The 20,816-nt window shown below is 61.6% G+C and carries 18 protein-coding genes and 1 pseudogene; 11 read left to right on the top strand and 8 right to left on the bottom strand.

Going from position 1 to position 20,816, the window contains the following annotated elements; translation table 11 throughout:
* Nucleotides 1-42 precede the first annotated feature (42 nt).
* Nucleotides 43-621 carry an NUDIX domain-containing protein gene (locus CGZ66_RS32245; RefSeq protein WP_095091682.1) on the bottom strand — a complete coding sequence of 193 codons (579 nt, stop codon included), beginning with the start codon at nucleotides 619-621 and terminating at the stop codon, nucleotides 43-45.
* 155 nt (nucleotides 622-776) lie between these two features.
* Here CGZ66_RS32245 and CGZ66_RS32250 point away from each other — a divergent pair, with 155 nt between their 5' ends.
* The 4 genes from CGZ66_RS32250 (at nucleotide 777) to CGZ66_RS32265 (ending at nucleotide 3,030) form a co-directional block, all read left to right on the top strand.
* Nucleotides 777-1,880 (top strand): NADH:flavin oxidoreductase/NADH oxidase, encoded by a 1,104-nt coding sequence (locus tag CGZ66_RS32250; protein ID WP_095090746.1) that lies wholly within the window; start codon nucleotides 777-779, stop codon nucleotides 1,878-1,880.
* Nucleotides 1,881-2,011: 131 nt separating this feature from the next.
* Nucleotides 2,012-2,329: an SH3 domain-containing protein gene (locus CGZ66_RS32255; RefSeq protein ID WP_095090747.1), complete on the top strand. Its 318-nt coding sequence runs from the start codon at nucleotides 2,012-2,014 to the stop codon at nucleotides 2,327-2,329.
* Between the two features lie 153 nt (nucleotides 2,330-2,482).
* Nucleotides 2,483-2,761, top strand: coding sequence for a DUF982 domain-containing protein (locus tag CGZ66_RS32260; protein WP_095090748.1), 279 nt, complete (start codon nucleotides 2,483-2,485; stop codon nucleotides 2,759-2,761).
* A gap of 29 nt (nucleotides 2,762-2,790) precedes the next feature.
* Nucleotides 2,791-3,030: a DUF2188 domain-containing protein gene (locus tag CGZ66_RS32265; RefSeq protein WP_095090749.1), complete on the top strand. Its 240-nt coding sequence runs from the start codon at nucleotides 2,791-2,793 to the stop codon at nucleotides 3,028-3,030.
* 159 nt (nucleotides 3,031-3,189) lie between these two features.
* Here the strand turns inward: CGZ66_RS32265 and CGZ66_RS32270 are convergent, their stop codons facing one another.
* Together CGZ66_RS32270 and CGZ66_RS32275 are read right to left on the bottom strand one after the other, a co-directional pair.
* Nucleotides 3,190-3,474: a hypothetical protein gene (locus CGZ66_RS32270; protein ID WP_095090750.1), complete on the bottom strand. Its 285-nt coding sequence runs from the start codon at nucleotides 3,472-3,474 to the stop codon at nucleotides 3,190-3,192.
* A gap of 53 nt (nucleotides 3,475-3,527) precedes the next feature.
* Complete coding sequence (locus CGZ66_RS32275) at nucleotides 3,528-4,541, bottom strand: alpha/beta fold hydrolase (protein ID WP_095090751.1); 1,014 nt, start codon at nucleotides 4,539-4,541, stop codon at nucleotides 3,528-3,530.
* A gap of 184 nt (nucleotides 4,542-4,725) precedes the next feature.
* On the opposite strand from CGZ66_RS32275, the gene CGZ66_RS32280 reads away from it, so the two are divergent.
* The 6 genes from CGZ66_RS32280 to CGZ66_RS32305 all read left to right on the top strand — a co-directional run bounded on the left by CGZ66_RS32280 (nucleotide 4,726) and on the right by CGZ66_RS32305 (nucleotide 12,623).
* Nucleotides 4,726-5,469, top strand: coding sequence for a competence/damage-inducible protein A (locus CGZ66_RS32280; protein WP_095090752.1), 744 nt, complete (start codon nucleotides 4,726-4,728; stop codon nucleotides 5,467-5,469).
* A gap of 97 nt (nucleotides 5,470-5,566) precedes the next feature.
* Entirely contained in the window at nucleotides 5,567-6,400 is an 834-nt protein-coding gene (locus tag CGZ66_RS32285) for a universal stress protein (RefSeq protein ID WP_095090753.1), read from the top strand.
* A 215-nt stretch (nucleotides 6,401-6,615) separates the two neighbouring features.
* Nucleotides 6,616-7,116 (top strand): xanthine phosphoribosyltransferase, encoded by a 501-nt coding sequence (gpt, locus tag CGZ66_RS32290; RefSeq protein ID WP_006200882.1) that lies wholly within the window; start codon nucleotides 6,616-6,618, stop codon nucleotides 7,114-7,116.
* 204 nt (nucleotides 7,117-7,320) lie between these two features.
* Nucleotides 7,321-7,809: an NUDIX hydrolase gene (locus tag CGZ66_RS32295; protein WP_095090754.1), complete on the top strand. Its 489-nt coding sequence runs from the start codon at nucleotides 7,321-7,323 to the stop codon at nucleotides 7,807-7,809.
* 126 nt (nucleotides 7,810-7,935) lie between these two features.
* Nucleotides 7,936-8,247 (top strand): PilZ domain-containing protein, encoded by a 312-nt coding sequence (locus tag CGZ66_RS32300; protein WP_095090755.1) that lies wholly within the window; start codon nucleotides 7,936-7,938, stop codon nucleotides 8,245-8,247.
* A 593-nt stretch (nucleotides 8,248-8,840) separates the two neighbouring features.
* Nucleotides 8,841-12,623 carry a vitamin B12-dependent ribonucleotide reductase gene (locus CGZ66_RS32305; protein WP_095090756.1) on the top strand — a complete coding sequence of 1,261 codons (3,783 nt, stop codon included), beginning with the start codon at nucleotides 8,841-8,843 and terminating at the stop codon, nucleotides 12,621-12,623.
* A gap of 411 nt (nucleotides 12,624-13,034) precedes the next feature.
* Here the strand turns inward: CGZ66_RS32305 and qatD are convergent, their stop codons facing one another.
* From qatD to qatA, 4 genes are all read right to left on the bottom strand, one after another.
* A complete protein-coding gene (qatD, locus tag CGZ66_RS32310; protein WP_095090757.1) occupies nucleotides 13,035-13,784 on the bottom strand; it encodes a Qat anti-phage system TatD family nuclease QatD in 750 nt (249 codons plus the stop codon).
* A complete protein-coding gene (gene qatC / locus CGZ66_RS32315; protein ID WP_095090758.1) occupies nucleotides 13,777-15,159 on the bottom strand; it encodes a Qat anti-phage system QueC-like protein QatC in 1,383 nt (460 codons plus the stop codon). The genes qatD and qatC overlap by 8 nt, the downstream gene beginning before the upstream one ends.
* Nucleotides 15,156-15,830 (bottom strand): Qat anti-phage system associated protein QatB, encoded by a 675-nt coding sequence (gene qatB, locus CGZ66_RS32320; protein ID WP_095090759.1) that lies wholly within the window; start codon nucleotides 15,828-15,830, stop codon nucleotides 15,156-15,158. Before qatB ends, qatC begins: the two co-directional genes overlap by 4 nt.
* 256 nt (nucleotides 15,831-16,086) lie before the next feature.
* On the bottom strand, nucleotides 16,087-18,039 hold the full coding sequence (qatA, locus tag CGZ66_RS32325) for a Qat anti-phage system ATPase QatA (RefSeq protein WP_095090760.1): 1,953 nt from the start codon (nucleotides 18,037-18,039) through the stop codon (nucleotides 16,087-16,089).
* A 387-nt stretch (nucleotides 18,040-18,426) separates the two neighbouring features.
* Here qatA and CGZ66_RS32330 point away from each other — a divergent pair, with 387 nt between their 5' ends.
* Nucleotides 18,427-19,590 (top strand): hypothetical protein, encoded by a 1,164-nt coding sequence (locus CGZ66_RS32330; RefSeq protein ID WP_095090761.1) that lies wholly within the window; start codon nucleotides 18,427-18,429, stop codon nucleotides 19,588-19,590.
* A gap of 31 nt (nucleotides 19,591-19,621) precedes the next feature.
* Here CGZ66_RS32330 and CGZ66_RS32335 read toward each other — a convergent pair.
* Nucleotides 19,622-20,806, bottom strand: a pseudogene (locus CGZ66_RS32335) (IS1380 family transposase).
* Between the last annotated feature and the right edge of the window lie 10 nt (nucleotides 20,807-20,816).

A 20,816-nucleotide genomic window follows, 5' to 3' on the forward strand; every position in this document is an offset into this window, starting at 1 on the left:
CGAGAGCCAGCCTGGCGACAGGATGCAAGCGCCAGAAATCGATCAAGCAGGAATCGGATACAGCTTCAGATGCTGGATGAGGATGATGGTCTTGGCGTCGATGATGCGGCCATCGGCAATGCCGGCCAGCGCCTCGTCGAGCGGCATTTCCAGCACTTCGATGTCCTCGCCCTCTTCCGGCGCGCCGCCGCCGGCCGAGATGCGGTCGGCAGGCGAATAGCGGGCGACGAAGAACCAGAGCCGTTCGGTGACGCTGCCCGGGCTCATATAGGGTGAAAACAGCCGTTCCACGTTCTGCAGCCGGTAACCCAGCTCTTCCTCGGCCTCCTTGCGGATGCAGGTTTCCGGATCGTTTTCGTCCAACAGGCCGGCACAGGCCTCGATCAGCGGCTCGCGGTGGCCGGTGACGTAGGCGGGATAGCGGAACTGACGTACCAGAAGCACGGTCGAGCGCGAGGGATCGTAAGGCAGGATCACCGCGCCGTCGCCGCGATCATAGGTCTGGCGGATCTGCGTTTCCCACTGTCCGTCACGCCGGCGGTAGTCAAGGACGGTCTTCTTCAGGACAGCCCAGTCGTCCGAGAGGATTTCCTCCGAACGGATGCGAATGCGATCTTCCATCGTGGTCTCCATGCTACCCGGTCGAGGCGTAGCCGCGAACCGGCATTTGCGCAATGCAGGCAATCGGTCCAAAAAGGGCGTGTCACCTTCTCGTGTCTGGCGCGCCTTCGATCCACTACCTAGATAGCGGTTTACCCCTCCCGGAGCCCTTTCTCATGACCGCATCGCTTTTTCAGCCAATCACCCTTGACGGCCTCACCTTCCCCAATCGCATCGCCGTCGCGCCGATGTGCCAATATTCCGCCGAAGACGGCTCGGCCAGCGACTGGCACCTCTACCACTGGATGAACCTTGCCATGTCCGGCGCCGGCATGGTCACGGTCGAGATGACCGATGTCGAACGGCGCGGGCGTATCACGCATGGCTGCCTCGGCCTTTATTCCGAAGACAATGAGGCGGCCGCCCGCCGCACACTGGACGCGGCCAGGCGCGTCGCCGCTCCCGGCACGAAGTTCGGCACGCAGCTTGCCCATGCCGGCCGCAAGGCCTCCAACCGCAAGCCGTGGGAGGGGGGCGGGCCGCTGCAGCCAAACGAGGATCCCTGGCAGACGGTGTCGGCCTCCGCCATCGCCTACGACACCGGCTGGAACGTGCCGCGCGCGCTGGAGGAAGAAGAAATCCTGCAGCTCATCGAACGCTTCGCCGAGGCGGCAAGACGTGCCGAACGCGCCGGCTTCGATTTCCTCGAACTGCACGCGGCACACGGCTATCTGATCTTCCAGTTCCTGTCGCCACTGTCCAACCAGCGCACGGACCGCTGGGGCGGCTCGCTGGAAAACCGCATGCGTCTTGCCGTCGAGATCGCCAAGGCAGTGCGGAAGGCAGCGCCAAATCTGATGCTCGGCGCGCGGCTGTCGGTAAAGGACTGGGTCGATGGCGGCTTCGACATCGAGGATGCGATCGAAGTGGCAAAAGCCCTCAAGGATGTCGGCGTCGCCTATCTCTGCTGCTCGAGCGGCGGCAATTCACCGTTGCAGAAACTGCCCACCGGACCGGGCTACCAGGTGCATCTGGCGGAAGCCGTGCGCAAGGGAGCCGGCATTGCGACCCGCGCGGTTGGCCTGATCGACGACCCGAAGCAGGCCGAAGCGATCGTCGCCGAGGGCCGCGCCGACATCGTGGCGCTGGCGCGCGCCTTCCTGGCCGATCCGCGCTGGGGATGGCGTGCGGCGGCCACGTTCAGCGAGACAATCCACCCGGCGCCGCAGCTTGCCCGTTCGGTGACGACGATGCAGCACTGGATGAAGGCGGCGGGCTGATCGATCGGTTCTCCTGATCCCGGCGCGGCTCGCAGTTCTGGACAGTTTGCCACAGCTTGGCTTCAATTCTGTCCGCAAACTGTTACCTTGGGTGAGGCTGCAGCGGGCACGAACGGGCTTGGGAGGAAATCATGTCGTTCAGGGCATTCTTGCCTGTTGCAGCACTGACAGCTGTGGCCGGACTTTGGATCGGCGCGTCGACACCGGCCAGCGCGCAATATTGCGAGGGCACGGTGCACGGCCTGTCCGGCCGCTACAATCTGGCGACCGGCAGCGGCTTTCTTGCCGTGCGGACACGGCCGAACTCGTCGTCGCGGATGATCGGCCAGCTGTTCAATGGCGATCACACCGAGATCTTCGACCGCCGCGGCAACTGGTATCAGGTCGAGATCGGAGGCAGGACCGGCTGGGCAAATGCACGCTGGTTGCGCAACGATTGCGGCTACTGAGACGCCCGTGCATGTCACCCAAAATTGGATCCGGTTTTGGGATGACGACATGCGTCAAACAAGGACCTAGAGCGTGTCGCAAACGCGACGCGACTTTTGGGCGCAGGCTCAAGGACATGGTTGCAACCAAATTGGCTGCTTTGCGTTGCGGCCATGATGGACAACAAACCTTTTGAAGTGCCGGTCGTCGTCGAACTTGGCCACGTCGGCAAATATCGTCAAATCCGCAGTGCCCAGGAAGCGGCGGAGTGCCTGATGACCGTTTGGCCGCTCAATCGCGGCCCGCGCCATCGTGATGCCCTCGACACTTGCCTCAAAGTGCTGGAAGGTTATCGTTCGACAGCAGATGCGCGCCGGGCACTGATTGAAGCCGCCAAGGAATCGGAAGTGCTGGTGCCCGACGACAGACTGCCCGACGGCCGGCTGCATTGAGCAGACGGACCTTTCAACTGGAGGTTTTGATGGCGAAGCTGACTTACAAGATCGTCGAGCATGACGGCGGCTGGGCCTATAAGGTCGGTGCGACCTTCTCGGAGACGTTTCCCACGCATCAGGACGCACTGCGCGCCGCCGAAATCGCTTCGGCCGAGCAACAGGTCGCCGGGGCTACGGACGGCATCCAGTACGAGGACGCCGAAGGCAAATGGCACGACGAACTGGCCGACGGCCGGGACCGCCCGCAGACAGAAGTCTCCGAGTAAATTCTTGTATCCTGGTCTCAGTAATCGGGCAGGCAGGGCGCCGACTGCGGACGTCCGGAGAGAGGACGTCCCGCAGCCGGCGGCTGCCCTGCGGGCTTTGTCTTTTTGAGCGCGATCTTTCCGAAAACCGATTACTCGCTTCTGGGGATCGTGCTCCGACTATTTGCCGCAATACTGATCGTTCACGTTCCCCTGGGCATTCGCATCGGGACCGGCGGTGTCGGAGGCGCAAGGGCCGATCGGGCCGGTATTGCCCAGGGTGTTCAAGCCTGAGCGGTCGCCGTTGATGCTTCCGGTGGTGGTGGTATCGACGCTTGTATGGGTTCCGTTGCCGAACGGCCACCAGTCGTGATTGTTGGAATAGGTGCTGTCTGACGACTGCGCCATAGCCGATGTGGCAAGACCGATCGTCAGGACGGATGCTGCAAGAAGTTTCGTAACCATTGAACTACTCCGTGTCTTTGCCGCCTTGGGGGCGACACGGGTAAAACCGGCAATCAGCCTGATGGTTCAGTGAAATTGTCGTGAGCCGGCGGTGATGCCCGACCGGCGAAGGCTCGATTGGCGACGCGCTCGATGAAGGCGACGATTCGCTCCGGCGCGACGAATTGCGGCATGTGCCCCATGCCCTCGACCAATTCGAAATCGAGCCCCTCGATCCTTGACCTCATCGGCGCACCCTGGGTGTGAAACGTGGTGACGCGATCGGCATCGCCGAAGAGAATGCCGGCCGGCATGGCGATCTCGCCGTAGCGCTTCTCGATGCGGCCAAGGTCGCGCTCAATCGCCACGACATCGGAGGACATGGCGTAGAAATGGGCCGGCCTGAGCCCGAGCCAGCCGCCGCCTCCGACCATGTAATCGCCGGGGAGGACCTGCGGCGCGAAGATGAATTCCATTGTCGGCCGCGCATATCTGAGGCTTGTCGGTATCGCCACCGTATAGCTCATGATCCAGCGCCACAGGCGTGACGGAATGTAGAGTGAGCCGAACTTTTCGCGCCCGCCGGCTTCCATATGGGTCAATGGCGCCAGGAGAGCGATGCCGGAAATCGCCTCGGGATGTTCCACCGCCAGGGTCAGCGCGATGGCACCACCCAGGGAATGACCGACCACCAGCGGCTTTTCCAGCCTGAGAGCTTCAATGAAGCGTCGCACGACCTCGGCCTGTTCGGGCAGCCGCCCCGTTGCGCCGCTCGCACGCACCGAATAGCCCGCTCCCGGTCGATCGAGCGCGATCAACCGGTAGTCCGCACCTAGCCGCCCGAACAGCGTGTGCCGGAAATGGTGGAGCTGGGCGCCAAGCCCGTGCAGGAAGACGATCGGCAGCCCCTCGCCCTGATCGACATAGTGGATGCGGTTGCCGTCTACCTCGATGAATTTTCCGACCGGCGGCACCAACCTTTCGGCCTTGGCCGCGATCCACAGCGTCGCCAGCACCAGACTGGCGATCCCCAGGACCGCCAGCAACAAAAGTCCGGCCAGCAGCCATGACAGAATCGACCAGAGCATTGTTCACCCGCACCAGAACCGGCTTGAGCTTAGCCGCATCCGGTGCCGCTGCAACCTTGCATCGAAACCGGGCCTGGTTCGATGGATATCTCGCATACCGGCACAGATTGTTCGCCGCCCAGCCGGCATTGCGGCTGCTGCCGCGCCGCGCTATCTGAGGCGACTCGTCTTGCCGGAGCCTTCCATGCCCGAAATCGTAACCGCCGCCATGCTCGTCATCGGTGACGAGATCCTGTCCGGCCGCACCAAGGACAAGAACATCGGCCATCTCGCCGATATCATGACGGCGATCGGCATCGACCTGAAGGAAGTGCGTATCGTTCCGGACGAGGAAGACGAGATCGTCGCGGCGGTGAATGCCGTGCGCGCACGCTACACCTATGTGTTCACCACCGGCGGCATTGGCCCGACGCATGATGACATCACGGCCGATTCGATTTCCAAGGCCTTCGGCGTGCCTTGCGAATACGATGCCAAGGCCTATGCCATGCTCGAGGCAAGCTATGCCGCGCGCGGCATCGAATACACCGAGGCCCGCAAACGCATGGCGCGGATGCCGCGCGGCGCCGATCTCATCGACAACCCGGTGTCCGTTGCGCCCGGCTTCCGCGTCGGCAACGTCCATGTCATGGCCGGCGTCCCGTCGATCTTCCAGGCGATGCTCGACAATGTCGTGCCGACGCTGAAGGCCGGCACCCGGATGCTGTCGGCAAGCGTACACTGTCCCTTCGGCGAAGGCCTCATCGGCGGACCGCTGGGCGACATCCAGAAAGCGCATCCGGACACGATCATCGGCTCCTATCCGAAATATGGCGATGGCAAATTCTGGACCGAACTGGTCGTGCGCGCCCGCAGCCAGGAAGCGCTTGACGCAGCACGTGCCGATGTCGAGGCAATGGTGGCCGGGTTCGCCAGCAATCCGGGCTGATCTGGTCCAGACCGGAACCAAGCACGACGCTGCGACGTTTCCTTCTGGCGAGTTCGATCGGCCGCAATTCTATCGCTTGTAAACTGAGGGGATTACCATGCGATTCAAGACCATCGTCGCCATTTTGCAAAACGAACAGGACGCCGAGCGCGTGCTGGACTGCGCCGTTCCGCTCGCCAACCGGTTCCAGAGCCATCTGACCGGCATCCACGCCGAAACGCTTCCGGTGCCCTACACCTCGGCCACCGGCTTTCCGGACACCGAGTTCCTGCAGGTTTCGGCCGACATGAACCGCGAGCGGGCCGAGAAGCTACAGGCCATTTTTCTCCGGCATATCGAGAACTCCGGACTTTCCTTCGAGTGGCGAAGCCTGGAGAGCTTTTCGGGCGACAGCGCGCTGACCGGCATTTCCAGCGTGCGCGCCGCCGATCTGATCATCGCCGCGCAGCGCGAGACGGGCGGCGACCCGAGCGCGGATGTCGATACGCTGGTCTATGATGCCGGGCGGCCGGTGCTGGTGGTGCCGCACGCCGGCCCGCTGGTCACCACCTTCAAGCATGTGCTGCTCGCCTGGAACGGCAGCAAGGAGGCCGCCCGCGCCGCCTTCGACGCGCTGCCGTTCATCATCGAAGCCGAGAAAACCGACGTATTGGTCATCGACCCACCAGACTCGCTCGACGAGAGCCCGGAAGCCGCCGGCGCCGAAATCGCGTCCGCGCTATCGCGCCATGGCGCCACCGTCAGCGTCTCGGTGCAAAGGTCGGGCGGCAATTCCATCGACGACATCATCCAGACCAGAATCGCGGAGACCGGCGCCGATCTGCTGGTGCTCGGCGCCTACAGCCACTCCTGGCTGCGCCAGCTTCTGTTCGGCGGCGTGACGCGCACCGTTCTGCGCACGGCGCCGGTGGCGGCCTTCCTGTCGCGCTAGTGCGTGTCGCCCAAAAGTGACCCTGGTTTTTGGCGAACGACATGCAGAAAACAAAAACTTGAAGCGCGTCGCTTGAATCCGTTCAACTCGACGCGCTTTAAGTCCACAGCGATCGCCGGCCCAGCCCTTGCCAAGGCCAAGGCTTTCCAGTTAATTCCGCGCGCATTCCCCTGTTTTCTTTGCGCGCGATCCCCGCGTGCTGCGGAGTGCGCGACATGTCCCTTCCCGAAAAAGCCTTTCCAGTCTCCTGGGACCAGTTCCATCGTGACGCCCGCGCGCTTGCGTGGCGGCTTGCGGGTGCCAACAAGGGGCAATGGAAAGCGATCGTCTGCATCACGCGCGGCGGGCTGGTTCCGGCTGCCATCATCTCGCGCGAACTCGGCATCCGTGTCATCGAGACGGTCTGCGTCGCCTCCTATCACGACTACACCAGCCAGGGGCAGTTGCAGGTTCTCAAGGAGATCACCCCCGCCCTGCTGGCCGATGACGGCGCCGGCGTGCTGATCATCGACGACCTGACCGATACCGGCAAGACGGCGGGCATTGTGCGCGCGATGATGCCGAAGGCGCATTTCGCCACTGTCTACGCCAAGCCAAAAGGCAGGCCGCTGGTCGATACGTTCGTCACCGAAGTCAGCCAGGACACCTGGATCTATTTCCCGTGGGACATGGGCTTCACCTATCAAAAGCCGATCGCCGACGATCACGCCGGCTGATTCGCGACAGCGCGTTTAAATTTGCAACCGCCACCGGGCCCATTTGCTTGGGAAATGGTCCGATAGGTTACCATTTCTTGTGAATTCGACCTTTGTTGGCGGAAATTGGCCAGTGCATCCAAAGTTTTTACTTTTATTGCTGACAATTGGCCGTAAGACTCGTGAGGCGGCAAACGATTCTGGAGGCTGGGGCTAGCTTCTCCGATGTTGACAAGGCCAACGACGCACAACCATCTGGCCGAAAGGGTCCGGCGACTCTTCGGTACGGCGCCGTGCCGTCTGCAGGTTGCTGCCCTACCCTGGCGGGATACCGGTAACGGCGTCGAGGTCCTGCTGATCACCAGCCGCGATACCGGCCGCTGGGTGTTGCCCAAGGGCTGGCCGGAGGCCAGGGAGCCGCTCTGCGAGGCTGCCGCGCGCGAGGCCGGCGAGGAGGCCGGACTGCGCGGAACGGTGTCGCACCTTGAGGCCGGTCGTTATTTCTACGCCAAGGTGTTGGCTTCCGGCGAAGAAGTGCCGTGCGAAGTCCTGGTGTTTCCGCTGCACGTCGACAAGATCGCCGATCGCTGGAAGGAAAAAAACTCGCGCACCCGCAAATGGGTCAACTCCAAGGACGCGGTACGCATGATCAACGAACCCGACCTTTGCCAGATCATCGCCTATTTCTGCGCCGATCCGCATAGATTTCCCTGATCGGCCGCGATCTCCGGTTCCAGGAGTCCGCTCCACACCAAGTACGCCCGCACGGTTTTCGATGCGGGGCCGTGAATGGTCTGCTAATCATTCACGCATAAGAATCGCTCGGTCTGGCGTGTATCGATGGTGAACCCTGTAGACCCACTGCCGGAAGATTCCGGCGAGCCCAAGCGCGAGCATCGTCCGCGCGTGCTCAAGGGCGGAACGATCATCACCGGGATTCAGAGCTCGGAGGTCGGCTGCACGTTACGCAATCAGCACGACAGCGGCGCCGAACTGAAGATACCGCTCGAGGCTCGGGTTCCCGATCGCTTCCTTCTCTACGTGCCGCTCGACGGCATCGCCTATCGGTGCGAGGTTCGCTGGCGCCGCAAGGACCGTGTTGGGGTGCAGTTCACCGGCACCGAGCCAAAGCCGAAAATGCATTACGGCTGATCCCTCGTGATTCAGCGGCGAAGTGGTCGCCGCGCGGCAATTCTATCCCCGTTATCCACATATGTGACACACAAGATGTTGGGGTCACAAAAGCTACGCAAACGAATCCTTGACGGCGCAAAACGAGTCGCCTTTTATAGGCCATGCGCTGCTGTTGAGAGTGCGACCGGAAAGTTCTGAGCCCGGTCTTTTTCCCGGATTATGTGCGTTTTGCCCGCATTTCCGCCCGTTCACGAGGCCGGCGGAAGCGTTGGGGTTGTGGGGCGGTTGGGGACAATAGGGAGAATTGTCGGACTGGAATAAATTGTCTGTTAACACTATATTTAGTGTTTGCAGGCAGGTTCGACGCTAGATAGTGTGAACTTCCCTCGAGTGAGGGAATCGGAAAAAAATCAGTTTTGAGGGACCCGCGGGGTTCGTCAGCGTGTTGGACAGGCACTTCGCAAGGAGTTTGACCAGCAGGGACGGCGGAGACTGCGAAATGGAGAGCCGGCCGTTTTCGAACGCCGGCAGGCGGCGGACATGCGTGTTTCGCATTGGGGGCAGAAATCTCCTGACGAAAGCGCTATATATAGACAAAAGGGATCGGACCAATGCGCATCGAGCGTCGTTTCACCAAGCAAGGGCAATCTGCTTACGCGGAGATCGAATTCCGCAAGGCGCTTTCGGAGATCAAGAATCCGGATGGCTCGGTGGTGTTCCGTCTCGACAATATCGATGTGCCGGCGCAGTTCTCACAGGTTGCCGCCGACATCCTGGCGCAGAAGTATTTCCGCAAGGCTGGTGTCCCGGCGCGGCTGAAGAAGATCGAGGAGAACGACGTCCCCTCCTTCCTGTGGCGCTCCGTCGCCGATGAGGCCGAGCTTGCCAAGCTGCCGGAAGCCGAGCGCTACGGTTCCGAGATCGACGCGCGCCAGGTCTTCGACCGGCTGGCCGGCACCTGGACCTACTGGGGCTGGAAGGGCGGCTACTTCAAGGCGTCGGAGGAAGACGCGCGCGCCTTCCGCGACGAGCTTGCCTACATGCTGGCCACCCAGCGCGTGGCGCCGAACTCGCCGCAATGGTTCAACACCGGCCTCCACTGGGCCTATGGCATCGACGGCCCGAGCCAGGGCCACTTCTATGTTGACCCTTTCACCGGCAAGCTGACCAAGTCGAAATCCTCCTACGAGCATCCCCAGCCGCATGCCTGCTTCATCCAGGGCGTGCAGGACGACCTCGTCAACGAGGGCGGCATCATGGACCTTTGGGTGCGTGAAGCGCGCCTGTTCAAATATGGCTCCGGCACCGGCTCCAACTTCTCGCTGCTGCGCGGCGAAGGCGAAAAACTGTCCGGCGGCGGCCGCTCGTCCGGCCTGATGAGCTTCCTCAAGATCGGCGACCGCGCGGCGGGCGCCATCAAGTCGGGCGGCACGACACGCCGCGCCGCGAAAATGGTCATTGTCGACGCCGACCATCCCGATATCGAGGAATTCATCGACTGGAAGGTCAATGAAGAGCAGAAGGTCGCCTCGCTGGTGACCGGCTCCAAGATCGTCAAGAAGCACCTCGAAGCGATCATGAAGGCCTGCGTCAACTGCGAAGGCCATGACGACGACTGCTTCGACCCGTCGATCAACACCGCGCTGAAGCGCGAGATCAAGGCGGCCAAGAAGTCCGCTGTGCCGGAGAACTACATCTACCGTGTCATCCAGTTCGCCAAGCAGGGCTACACGTCGATGTCGTTCAAGACCTACGACACCGATTGGGATTCCGATGCCTACCTCACGGTTTCGGGCCAGAACTCCAACAATTCGGTGTCGCTGAAGGACAATTTCCTGCGCGCTGTCGAGGACGATGCCGACTGGCACCTGACCGCCCGCAAGGACGGCAAGGTCCTGAAGACGCTGAAGGCGCGGGACCTGTGGGAAAAGATCGGCTACGCCGCCTGGGCGTCGGCTGATCCGGGCCTGCATTTCAACACGACCATGAACGACTGGCACACCTGCGCCTCCGCCGGTGCGATCCGGGCGTCCAACCCGTGCTCGGAATACATGTTCCTCGACGACACGGCCTGCAACCTGGCATCGATCAACCTTCTGCCCTACCGCAACGCCGACGGCACGATCGACATCGCCGCCTACGAGCACACCGTGCGGCTGTGGACCGTCGTTCTCGAAATCTCGGTCATGATGGCGCAGTTCCCGTCGAAGGAGATCGCCAAGCAGTCCTATGAATACCGCACGCTCGGTCTCGGCTACGCCAACATCGGCGGCCTGCTGATGACGTCGGGCATCCCTTACGACTCCGACGAGGGCCGCGCCATCTGCGCCGCCCTCACCGCGATCATGACCGGCACGGCCTATGCCACCTCGGCCGAGATGGCCGCCGAACTCGGCGCCTTCGCCGACTACGACCGCAACGCGCAGAACATGCTGCGCGTCATGCGCAACCATCGCCGTGCCGCCTATGGCGAGAAGCAGGGCTATGAGAAGCTCGCCGTGAACCCGGTGCCGCTGGTCGCTTCCGACCTGAAGCAGCAGGACCTTGCGGTGCACGCCAAGGCCGCCTGGGACCGCGCCATCGAGCTCGGTGAGGAGCACGGCTATCGCAATGCGCAGGCGACCGTGATCGCGCCGACCGGCACGATCGGCCTGGTCATGGATTGCGACACCACCGGCATCGAGCCTGACTTCGCTTTGGTGAAGTTCAAGAAGCTGGCCGGCGGCGGCTACTTCAAGATCATCAACCGCGCCGTGCCGGAAGCACTGCGCACGCTCGGCTACTCCGAAGCCCAGATCGGCGAGATGGAGGCCTATGCGGTCGGCCACGGCAATCTCAACCAGGCGCCTGCAATCAATCCCGGCGCGCTCAAGGCGAAGGGTTTTACCGACGAGAAGATCGCAGCACTCAACGCAGCCTTGAAGTCGGCCTTCGACATCAAATTCGTCTTCAACCAGTGGACGCTCGGCGCCGACTGGGTGAAGGAGACGTTTGGTTTCACCGACGAGCAGCTCAACGACTTCTCATTCGAGATGCTGCCAGCGCTGGGCTTCTCCAGGAAGGACATCGAGGCCGCCAACATCCATGTCTGCGGTGCGATGACCTTGGAAGGCGCGCCCTTCCTCAAGGCCGAACACCTCGCCGTGTTCGACTGCGCCAGCCCGTGCGGCAAGATCGGCAAGCGCTCGCTGTCGATCAACAGCCACATCCAGATGATGGCGGCTGCGCAGCCCTTCATCTCCGGCGCCATCTCCAAGACCATCAACATGCCGAACGACGCGACGGTGGAAGACGCCAAGGGCGCCTACATGCTGTCGTGGAAGCTGGCGCTGAAGGCCAACGCGCTCTACCGCGACGGCTCGAAGCTCTCGCAGCCGCTCAACTCCTCGCTGCTCGCCGATGGCGAGGACGACGAGGACGAGGCGATCGAACAGCTGATCGCCGCACCGGCGGCGGCGCGCGCCGCACAGATCACCGAACGGATCGTCGAGCGCATCATCGAGCGCGTGTCGCGCGAGCAGGAGAAGCTGCCCGGCCGCCGCAAGGGCTACACGCAAAAGGCCAAGATCGGTGGTAACACCATCTTCCTGCGCACCGGCGAATATGACGATGGCCGTCTCGGCGAGATCTTCATCGACATGAACAAGGAAGGCGCGACCCTGCGTGGCCTTCTCAACAACTTCGCCATCGCCATCTCGCTAGGCCTGCAGTACGGCGTGCCGCTCGACGAATATGTGCACGCCTTCACCTTCACCAAGTTCGAGCCGGCCGGCATGGTGCAGGGCAATGATGCGATCAAGAGCGCGACGTCGATCCTCGACTACGTGTTCCGGGAACTCGCGATTTCCTATCTCGGCCGCAACGACCTCGCCCATGTCGATCAGTCGGACTTTTCCAACACCGCGCTTGGCCGTGGCATCAGCGAAGGCAAGACCGATGCGGTCTCCAAGGGCCTGACCCGCGGCGCCTCCCCCGTGAAACTGGTGTCGCGGGTGAGCGGCAACGATCCGAAGGGCTTTGCTGCTCCCTCGGGCGCCCCTGCCCGCTCAGTGCCGACCGCCTTCTCCGGCTCCAACGTGCTGGCGCTGAAGCCGGCCACCGACGAAGCGGTCGCCTACAAGCGCGACTATGAGGAACGGGCAAAGGAATTGGCCGAGGACATCGCTTTCGAGGAAGCAGCGGGTGCTGCTTCGGACGCCACGGCGGCACTGTTCACCGACGCCGCGGCCAATGAAGCGGCCGAGGCAAAGAAACTCGCCAACGACCGCCGCGCCAAGTCACTGCTCCAGGGCTACACCGGCAATTCCTGCTCCGAATGCCAGAACTTTACGATGGTGCGGAACGGGACTTGCGAGAAGTGCGATACTTGTGGTGCCACGAGCGGGTGCAGCTGAGTGACATCCGAGGTGGTGCCACACCCAAAGTTGGGTACCTGAAAGCCAATGTTGTGTACTTGGAGCGGCTCGACGGCCGCTCTTCAGATCGCTGGAAAGGTGAGAAGGAACGGATTGCGCGACAAGTGTGCCATCTGTGGGGGGACAAACGCTAGGTAATCCCAATCAGTAGGGAGCCTGACGCGTCACTGAATCTCGCTCAACGTCAAGGTAGATCGCTCATTCGACACACGAAGTTTGCTCACCCTGATGTGAAATAGCAAAAGTGCGAGTAAGCAGGCCGACTTTCGACCCGCACGCGTTGGCCGTGTTGGTGGCACCGTTACCTGGCTGTCCGGTCCTTGGCTGCAGCGGTTAAGGGTCCAAATTCTTACGCCATCGGGTCTTCTCCATTGAGAACGGACTCGAACATCACACAGTCAATAGACCCCTCATGTTCCGCAGGACGTGGCTCCCGACCTCCGCGCGCTCTATGCCAAGTGCAGGTGCGCAGAGATCCAATGCCATTCGAACGTCTTTTGGGCGTGCGGGTCCCGACAGTCCCTCTGCAAAAGGTCCGTCTGTCTCGGTGAGGATCCGGTCGAGAGGAATCACCGACGTTATGATCGAAGCGGTCCGTTCATTCCTCAGCATCGGCACGTTCACCGAGAACCAGCAACCCATTTCGACGGCGCGCCGGGCCTCCGCCTTGCTTCCCGAGAACCAGTGAAGCACGACCTTCGAGCGTCCTGGCGGCAGATGCGCCTCGATCATGTCGAGGACCGGCGTCGCCGCCCTCACGCTGTGAACCGACAAGATACGGTCGCCCAGCGTTGCGCAGGCCTCCAGAACCCGACGGAACACTTCTCGCTGTAGGGGGAGCGATTTGAAATGCGCCGGACCCGCGTCCAGGCCCACCTCCCCGACATAACGCGTTTCCGGCAGAAGCTTCTCCCAGAGCTCGATCTCATTGCCGTGAGTCGTGACGAGTTGCGGGTGGATGCCCAAAGCCGCGCGCACGTGCTTGGTGGCTGCAGCAGCGTCACGGTTCCTGGCCCACGCCCGCGGCGTGGTGGTCATCGCTAGCGTGTACACCCTTCGAGCCTCGCACTCACGGACGATCTGCTCGAGGTCCGGAAAGAGATCGAGATGGCAATGGAAGTCTACAAGCGGTTCATTCACTTCGTTGGTCCAGCGGAGCGGCCCTGACGCCCTTCAGAAGTTCCGCTACCTCTGCCATACCGTCTTCGTAAACCCTAACCAGTTCGGGAACCTTGGCCGCGTCTTCCGCGAGGGAGCCGGGTTTGTAAATCCAAAGCTTCGCGAATTCGGGATTCTCAGCCAACCGGGCGATAGTGAACTGGAATCCACGGATCTGCCGCCCCTTGGCCTTGTTGGTATCCATAATTTCGGCGGTGAGGTCCGGAACGGCGTAGCCGGTCTCGTCTTTCGGCGTCCATGGTGCCTTCAGCAACGACGATCTCCTTATGATGCAAGGAAGGCAGTAGCCGCAGTGCGACTCGCTTTCCGCCGACCAACGCTTCGTCGAAGGATGAGCGCAGGAGACAGACATCGGCGCGAGCTTCTGCAGTGCATCGGCATCGACACATTCGGCGACCATCTGCCCCTTGGTGCGGTTCCAGTAAGGATTCTCGATCGTCACATCGATCCCGATCTTGACGAGCAACTCGTTCCATCGGTGGATGTAGAACGGATGCGTGGTCCTCGTGCTGTTGCTCCCGAGCCGGGTCTCGTCTAGCGGGACGTTGAGCGAGATCAATCCGTTCTCCGGCACACGCAGTGTGAACGACTTCTTCAGAGCGGTTCCGGCGAATATTCCCAGCGCAATGAACAGGAAAGAGCGCCCCCGGGTCGAATTCTCCCCTGCGGTCCCTTCGAAAACGTGGTGTGGGATCACCATCCCTAGCCGCACACGTGCTAATGGCTTCTTGGAAATGCCTAGGCTGTCCAACGTCCTGAAAAGCCGACGCTGAGGGCCGCTAACACCACCCTCTCCGCCATGGCTGACGAATAGTGGCCGTCTACCGCCCTTGAGTTCGTCGATCGCACCGATGAGGCTGTCGAGACCGCCCGAGAACAGTGATACGCCATCGAAGTCCTCCCGCCGGATAACCCGCGGCACGCGACTGGCGCCGGGCCTCTTTCCGGCTAACGACCTAAAGCGAACCCTCCATAGATCGCCAGTTAGGAATCTGAGCATCCGGTCGAGTGTCGGGACCGCCGCGTTCCAGCGGTCAGGATCGCTGACCGGGACAACAATGGAAAGCTCCCGCGTCCACCCATCCTGGGAAGTTTGAAGCCTGCTGACCCTTGTGTCGGCTGTATGAACGAGCACGGCCAGTGTGATTAGATCGACGCCGATCGCGGTCGGGGAAAGACTCATCGCCGCCATTCGCATGAGCGTTCGATCAACGCCGAATGCGAGATGTCCACCTGTATTCAGTAGATCGAAGCGGGTGACAACCTCGTCCACTTCAGCTTTCGGGCGGTATCGGTCTTCCTGTCCGTGCACGCCGGAGATCACGTATCTAGTCATGCGGGTTCTCCGGCTGTATCGTCGCCATATGTTCCGAGAACGGCCATCGCCCATTCGTATACGCGGTCTATCGTCTCGCGTATGGCGCTGCGCGCGAACAACTTGCCAGTCCTTGCCATGGCCTCCTTCACCGCGCCACCAACGAACTGCCTGATATCCGCCTGCGCCAACTTTACCTGTTCGATATCCTTGGGCAGCAATACGATACCCGATGCGATCCCGTTCTTGATCCGGTTGTCGATGGTGCCGGCGATGAAGCGTTCGATCAGAAGATTGATAGTATCCACCGATGGCTTCTCGAGGTCGATTTCCGGCACGGCAATGATTTCCTCGAGCGCGTGCATATATGCGTCGCGGTTCATGGAGTCTTCGAGGTCGCCGCCGTCTCCACAGACGAAATCGACGAGGGACGCGTAGATCTCTGCGAGGGATCGGCTTGCGAGCGCTTCGAGGTTCAGTCGTCGGACGGTTTCGCGAATGCCTTCGCTCGCGGCTTCGAAGAGGATGTCGCCGAAGCGTGCGACGGCTCCGCCGCTCGTTGATGACAGCCGCCGTGAGGCATTTCCTGCACCGCCCGATCCCTGTCGGACAAACGATCCGATCGACCTGGAAAGTCTGTCTAAGCCCTTCTTCCTGTCGCCGCTATCACTCGATCGCAGACGCTTGTTCATAAGCGTTCGCCCGGGCCTAAAGTAGGTTTTCGGGTCTTGCTCCTCTGCGGGCTGTGCAGGCATCCGATCCGCCGGATCCTGGCGTTTGTCATTACCGGGAGACGGATTTCCATCATCCGAGGCCGGCGGGGATGGGGTGTCTTCGGGAAGAGGTTCAGGTGATATTGGGGGCCCGCCCGGCGGAGCGTCGTCCAGCCAGCTAGGGAGCAGAGGATTGCCGTTCTTGTTACCGCGGAATGGTGTCGACGTCCCCATGTCAGCCGCCCTTCGCTTTCGTCATCACTTCGACGGCTTTCCTCAGCGGAGCCCCTCCCTCTTTCGACCACCTGGCTTTTAGTCGCTCGAATCGCGTTACTGCCGCGGTCGACGTGAAGGTGCTGGTGAATTTGGAACTCGCCCATGACCCGAGGCTACCAGGGGGCAGTTGTTCCAGGACTTCCACATATCGTCCCTGGTACGCCGGGTGGGCCGCGACGATCGCCGACAGCGCATCGACGGAAGCGGGCTGGGTGCTCCACGACTTCTCCATGAGGAGCATCGACTTGAACTGGCTGAAAACCTGCTCGACCTCAGCACCGTCGAGTTGTTCGATATCAGGACGTGCAGATGCAACCGCAAACTCGCCTCCGAGGAGCTTCTGGACGAGCGCTCTCAGCTTCGCCGACATCGGCTTTGAGCCTTCGACGAAGTTTTGCCTGTCGTTGACGACGAACAGGTAGGGTTTCAGGGAAATCTTCCCGATCCTCGGCTCGACGCGAGCCCAGCGGACCACCTCGGGCTGGGTCGCCCATTCCGCAGCCAGTTCGAGACCATCCGTGGACAAGTCTTCCGACTTCGCCTCGTCTTCGTCCGCCTGTCTCGGCGCGGACGCTCGAACGAGAGCTTCAAGCGTCGCGACATCCCCACATAGGCCGTCCTCCGAGGATGCGGCGGTGCCAGCCATATGCTTGAACATGGAGTCAGGCAGGTACATCTCCGCCAACATGAATTTCGCCAGCACTGCGGCATCGATCGCATCCCCGAAGCCCCGGGCTTCTGCGATAGCCAGGCGGAGGTTGAGCGCGTTGATGAACCTCTTGATCTGCCTTGGATTGCCTTGGGTTCCCTGTGCCAATACCGGGCTGATGGTGTCTGCGGTAGCCGCAAGAAGGGCGACACCATCCGGGACAGCGACGAACGCCGCCGTCAGGTCGTCGTCGCTTAGTGCCTTCCGCTCCCAAGGCTGCGCCAGCAATTCACCTGCCCGAGCGAGGAGCTTCTTGAACGAGGCGTGGTCCTCACCAACGGCCGTCCCGATCAGCAGCATAGTTACGTAGATACGGGTTTCGGCCTCTCCCAGGGACGGTATCCTGAAAGGAACCTGGATCAGTTTCTCCAGGTAAGCCCTTGGATATCCACCCCTGATCTTGTCTTCAGGAAGGTCCTTGAAGTGGTCCTTTACCGCATATTCGATCATGGCCTCGTCCGCACCGATGACGAACGCGGTGTTCGGAAGCGATACGAACAGACGGATGGCCTCGAGCGTCTGGATCGCTGTTTCAGGAAGGCAACGGTCCAAATCGTCGACGAGGACGACGAGACGCTTGACCCCTGTCTCCTTCAGGAGTTGACCGAACGCTTCCTTGAAATCCCAAAGTTCCTTAGGCACGGATGCCTGGCCGGGTGAGTCCCTGAGTACGCCTTTAACCTCGGATACGGCAGCCCGCGCGTTCTCTGCAGTGGCGGCGGTGCCAGGATTCGTGGCGAACGACTCCGCCATCGCCATCATCGTCATGAGCGGCACTCCCATGGCGAGATCCATCGCCACGCCTCCGGCGCGCTTCGCCACCTTCAGAAGGTCGATGCTCTTGAGGATCCGCTTCAGAAGGGCTTTGGCCTCGTTCCCAAGCGTCCTGTTTTCGATGAGCTGCGTGACGATACCCTCGATCAGCGCGATCTTGGCATCCTCGAAACCTTGGAATTCCCATCCGTTGAATCGGATGCACAAGCTGCCGCTGTCCTTCGCAGAGCCTTCTCCAAACGCGTGCTCTAACATATGAAGAACGCTTGACTTACCTGCGCCCCAGTCACCATGGACGCCTATGGTCACTGAAGTCTTAGACCTGCAAATCAGGTCTACGATGACCTTGGAAATTGCCTCATTTCGGAGCAAGTCAACCTTCGTCTCCTGATCTGCAATATAACCGATCGATGCTACCGTCGAACGCATTGGACCGTTCCGAATCTTATGCTTCCATTTCAATCGTAACGAAATAATAGATAGGTGCGAGCCCCATCCCTCCCTGATCCTCGAAATTCACAGTGCTGTTAACATCTTTGCTCGCAAGTATGTGAGGTCCTGCTCGGCCGGCTCGTGGAAGTCTTCCGCGGGGGCCCGGGAGGGCCAGTAAGTACGAGGTCCTCCTCACCCCTCGGGCAAGGTCATGACGCATACCGGGGGAGGTTTCTTCGCGTTCGCGAGGCGATCGCGGCTTTGTACTGGGACAAGATCGGTCCAGTCCCTCAAAAGCTGGACGGTTTGCCCTTGGTCCGCCAGCGATGTTGTTACCTCGTTGACATGGCGGGCGCGATTCGGTTCTGACCACGGCGGTGGCTTTTGCCTACGGCGGAACCTTCGCGTGACGAATATGTCGACGGTGAAGACGAAATTAATCCTTCAGACGACCCCCTTCGGGCGTTCCACGATCCCTCTCTTTGGGATGCGAACCACCCCGTCTCTCGGGCCTTCCAGCGTCTTGCGGACGAGGTGCTCCAAAGACGAGATATTGGCATCGGCCGACTGCCTTCCGACGCGACCGCAATTGAGGCGCGTTTCGAGCGTTCTCGTCTCTCGGGCATCGCTGCTAAGTTAGCGAGCGAGACGGCGACCGACAATGCGGACATCTCCGCCATCGAGGCTTGGCCTTGGGGTAACACAGTCTCCGCGATCCTGTATGCCACCGCGCAAGCCACCGCCCACCACGTCCTTCGAGATCGAAGCCTGGACGAGCCAGCCGTCAACTCCTCCGTTCACGACACCTTGCTGAGACGGCTCGATGATGTAGCCCGAGCCTACAGATCTGCTGGTTGCGGCCTACCGGCGGGAAAATATCTCCACGCCGGCGCCGCGAAGATGGAGCGGACCAAGGATCATATGGGTGCCGACCTTGCCATTGTCGTCGGCGCGTCTGTGCTGGGTCTGCCACGCTTTCGCGTCGTTCTCATCCAAGCCAAGCACGCGGACGCCCGCCAGCGCGACCGAGCCAACGTCGGGCGCAATGAAGGGAGACAACTCGACAACCTGTTGTCAACCGGAATGGGGTACTATCTCTTCTATCCTCGGGTCGTGACCGATGCAGAAGGGTGCGATACGCGACTTCTGCCGACACTCCGCCCTGCGCCTGCGGTGTTCGCGGACGTCGCGACCGCGGCGAGTACTTCCAACCGATACATGGTGGGTTGCCATGCCGACCGTGTCGGGAGCGTCGACGCCACGGATTTCGCCGAGTTCGTCGCATCGAGGATGGCGGGCGACGATTTGTCTGTCGGCCGCCTGTTTCCTTGCGCTCAGAGCGCCGCCGCCGCCCTGGAGGTTAAAGGGAAGCCGCTGGTGCCACAGGTCCTAGCGTGCGACCTAAGCGGGCGCCTCTCAGTTCTCGAGTTCTTAGTCGCCATGAGGGGCTACGGCCTGGAGACGACCGCCGACATGCCCTTCCCGAAGTACGAGGAACTGAAGTCCGATCACAAACCGGATTTCCCGTCATCCCCGGCGATGAGGTAGTCTGCCTTCAGGCATCCCAGTCGTCGACGCCTCAGCAGGTTACCAGCCCGAAGCATGGCGATGCCCCCGTCAGTGGAGGAAATCTCGTCGACGGTAGCCCACCTGTCCGCATCGCGCAGCAGTTCCACGACCAACTGTTCGACGTCGTTGTAAGTCTCGCGCGGAAGAGAGCCCATCGTGAACCGGTCTTCCACGACTTGATGTGGTTCTCGGCAGCGCCGCGCCGGCAGTAGACATCCTCGTAGAGCGCCTTGGCCTTGCCACTTGCAAGGTTGGTGACGATGAAGCGGGTATCGGCACCTTGGGCGCCGACCTCGACGCGGGCGATGATGCGCTCTACGCGGCTCCAACTGGCGGCGCCGTCAAAAAACTCCTTGAAGCGGCGGACCTTGTTCGTCTTCGATGCTTCAAGGCGCGCCATCGTGCTGCTCTCCAGGTCCGCGACATGCTTGCGCAGGGTCGTGGTGGGCGCCACGCCGAGGATGAAGTCGACATCGTTGGCGCGGCACCAGTCGATGACCTGCGGACTACAATAGTGGCTGTCGGCCCGGATCAGGATCCGGATGTTCGGCCAATTGCTCCGGATCGCCCGCACCAGGCGGCGCAGGTGGGGGCGGATTTATGCCCCGCTCGGCCGCTTCGCTGGTCGCAGGACCGCACCGACGAACCGGCCGTCGCCATCGAACACAACAATCGGCTGGAAGCCGTATTCGTCGTGATGGGCATTGAACAGGCGGAGCTGCTGGCCGCCATGCACGGCGTCAAAAGTGTCGTCAATGTCGAGCACGATCCGCTTCGGAACCTGGCGGAAGGAAGCGCAATAGAGGTCGACCATCGCCCGGCCCATAACGACCAGTTCCCGCACGCCAGGCAGGTTCTCCAGCCGGCACATCGTCGATTGAGAGGCCAGATCCCGACCCGAAGGCAGCGCATCCTGGGCCATCTTGAAGATCGGATCGCAGCGCAGCCGGTTGGCGTCGTTGCCATCCTCATAACCGGCGGCGATCATCTTCATGCGAAAGCCGATCATGTCCGCCAGGCTGTGGATGACCTGGTCCGGGCAGCGCGGATCGTCGATGCAACGCGCCACACGGTCCACCTCGGCCAGAGCCAGAACACCACTGTTCGAGGACAACATGCCGCCGTCAAAACGGGCGACGACGGACTTGCCGCCGACTGATGACAAACCGCTCAGCGGCAGCGTAAGATCATTCATGGCGGGTGTG

The sequence above is a fragment of the Mesorhizobium sophorae genome, from assembly GCF_002270415.1.
In the GTDB taxonomy this organism is placed as follows: Bacteria; Pseudomonadota; Alphaproteobacteria; order Rhizobiales; family Rhizobiaceae; genus Mesorhizobium; species Mesorhizobium sophorae.